Genomic DNA, 1987 nt, shown 5'->3' on the forward strand with positions numbered 1-1987 from the left:
AAAAGGTTTAAACAAGCGGATGGGCCTCGGGTTATGATCTGTACCGCCGCTGGTAGAGAGGGCATCAACCTTCAACACGCAAGAGTCCTGTTTAACTTTGACCTTCCCTGGAATCCAATGGATGTAGAGCAAAGGATTGGTCGTATCCATCGTTATGGTCAGCAGGACACGGCCCAGGTATATAACCTTGTGCTCGGCGACACTATAGAAGGAAAGATATTCCTACTCCTTGATGACAAGCTCAAGGATATTGCCCGTGCGCTTGGTAAATTGGATGATCAAGGAAATGTAGCCGAGGATCTCCGCTCACAGATACTTGGCCAATTATCTGAACGCGTGAATTATCAACAACTCTACTCACAAGCTCTCCAGGATCCAGAGTTAAAGCGCACGCGACTGGAACTGGAAGCAGCGATGACCAACGCAGCTGAGGCCAGAGATGTTGTTTTCGAGCTATTCCAGGATCTGGATCGCTTCAGCCTTGATGACTATGCCCCTTTGTCGCATACAAAAGAAGGTATGAGCGACCTGGTTCGTTTTATTACAGCTGCTTGCGAGCAAGATGGCATGACATTCCAGCGCGAAAATGAAACACACTTCGCGCTTGTTAATAGTCAAGGTATCCAACAATCGCTATTTACTACAGATAGAGACGAAGCTAATGAAAATGATGCACTGGAACTCATTGGTCTGGACCACCCATTCATAGAAAAACTTCTTAGTCGTCATCGGGAACTACCACCAGATGAAATTGGTCTTGCAATTCAATCACTGGACGGAGAAAACGGGGTGCTGAGTATTTGGTTAGTCGAAACCCATAACGACAAGGGGCAAACATTACACCAGGTAACCAAAATCGGGATGGATAGGAATGGTAAGCGCGTTCCGGCATGGGAAAAACAAGCGGAATCCTTCTACCAACATCCAATCGATGACAGCAAACTTGACGGCACTACTTTATTTACGATGACAGAAACAATCGTGGAACGGGAGCTCAAGCATCGAGGCATCATCAAAGATGATCAATCATATTCAGCGGAATTAATTGGATGGAATCAATTCGGTAACGGAACCGACTAATTATCTTACTTGATTACTCACGATATTCAGCCACGCATACAGAAATTGGACTATAATAGAACATACCAAAATAGAACCTACCAAGCGTGTCTTCGTCCTCGTGATAGATTTTGGGGCATCCCAGTCCCCAAAATCGACTCGGTCTTTGACAACCTATTGGTGCCCCAGCCCGAGTTCGTCGAAGCCGGCAAAGCCGCGCCAACGAAAAAGAAAGACGAAAAGGTCAGCAAGGCGGACGCGGCCATTGGCAAGATCCGCAAGCTCTATGCCATTGAGAAGCGGATCGAAACACTCCCGCCGGAAGAAAAGACCCGGCAGCGCCAGCAGCTGGCGCAACCGGTACTCGATGTACCTTAAGGCCTGGCTGGAGAAAAACAGAGCTATAGTCAAATCTGGTGTACAGCATGATCAGGCGGCGTTCCTGCTGTCATCGGTCTCGCTGTTCACTTCGATTCCGTCTCTGAACTTCACACCGTCGATGACCTTGGCCAGGTAGTGGAATCCACGGATCCTGCGCCAGCGTTTCTCCGCACTCATCCCCAGCTTGTAGACCATCGCCAACATGGTCTTTCGACTCACACAACCCTTGGCCCGGTCCGTCCGGTGGCAAATCGTGGCAAAGGTCGACTCGATCGGGTTCGTCGTCCGGATGTGCACCCAGTGCTCCGCCGGGAAGTCGTAGAAGGCCAGCAGGGCCTCCCGGTCCTTCTCCAGGCAAGTAACCGCCTTCGGGTACTTGGCCTGGTACGTCTGCACAAAATGATCGAAGGCCTTGTTGTGCGCCGAGGATCGGTCCTCGGCCATCCAGATTTCCTGCAATGCCTTCTTTGTCTTGGGCTGAACGGCCTTGGGTAGGTAATTCAGCACGTTCGCTGCCAGCCATGGAGAGCGAAGCGAAGGCTGGTAG

Annotated in this window: 3 protein-coding genes; 2 read left to right on the forward strand and 1 reads right to left on the reverse strand. The window is 50.3% G+C overall.

Features of this window, described 5'->3' with window-relative positions; translation table 11 throughout:
- Positions 1-1080, forward strand: a 1080-nt coding sequence (locus ACOCD2_RS17885; RefSeq protein ID WP_293674978.1) for a helicase-related protein, incomplete at its 5' end; no start/stop codon positions are given.
- A gap of 45 nt (positions 1081-1125) precedes the next feature.
- A complete protein-coding gene (locus ACOCD2_RS17890) occupies positions 1126-1437 on the forward strand; it encodes an IS66 family transposase (RefSeq protein ID WP_293650543.1) in 312 nt (103 codons plus the stop codon).
- 51 nt (positions 1438-1488) lie between these two features.
- Here the strand turns inward: ACOCD2_RS17890 and ACOCD2_RS17895 are convergent.
- Positions 1489-1987, reverse strand: a 499-nt coding sequence (locus ACOCD2_RS17895; RefSeq protein ID WP_293702213.1) for a transposase, incomplete at its 5' end; no start/stop codon positions are given.

Source organism: Thiolapillus sp., assembly GCF_048562965.1.
GTDB classification, from domain to species: domain Bacteria; phylum Pseudomonadota; class Gammaproteobacteria; order Chromatiales; family Chromatiaceae; genus Thiolapillus; species Thiolapillus brandeum_A.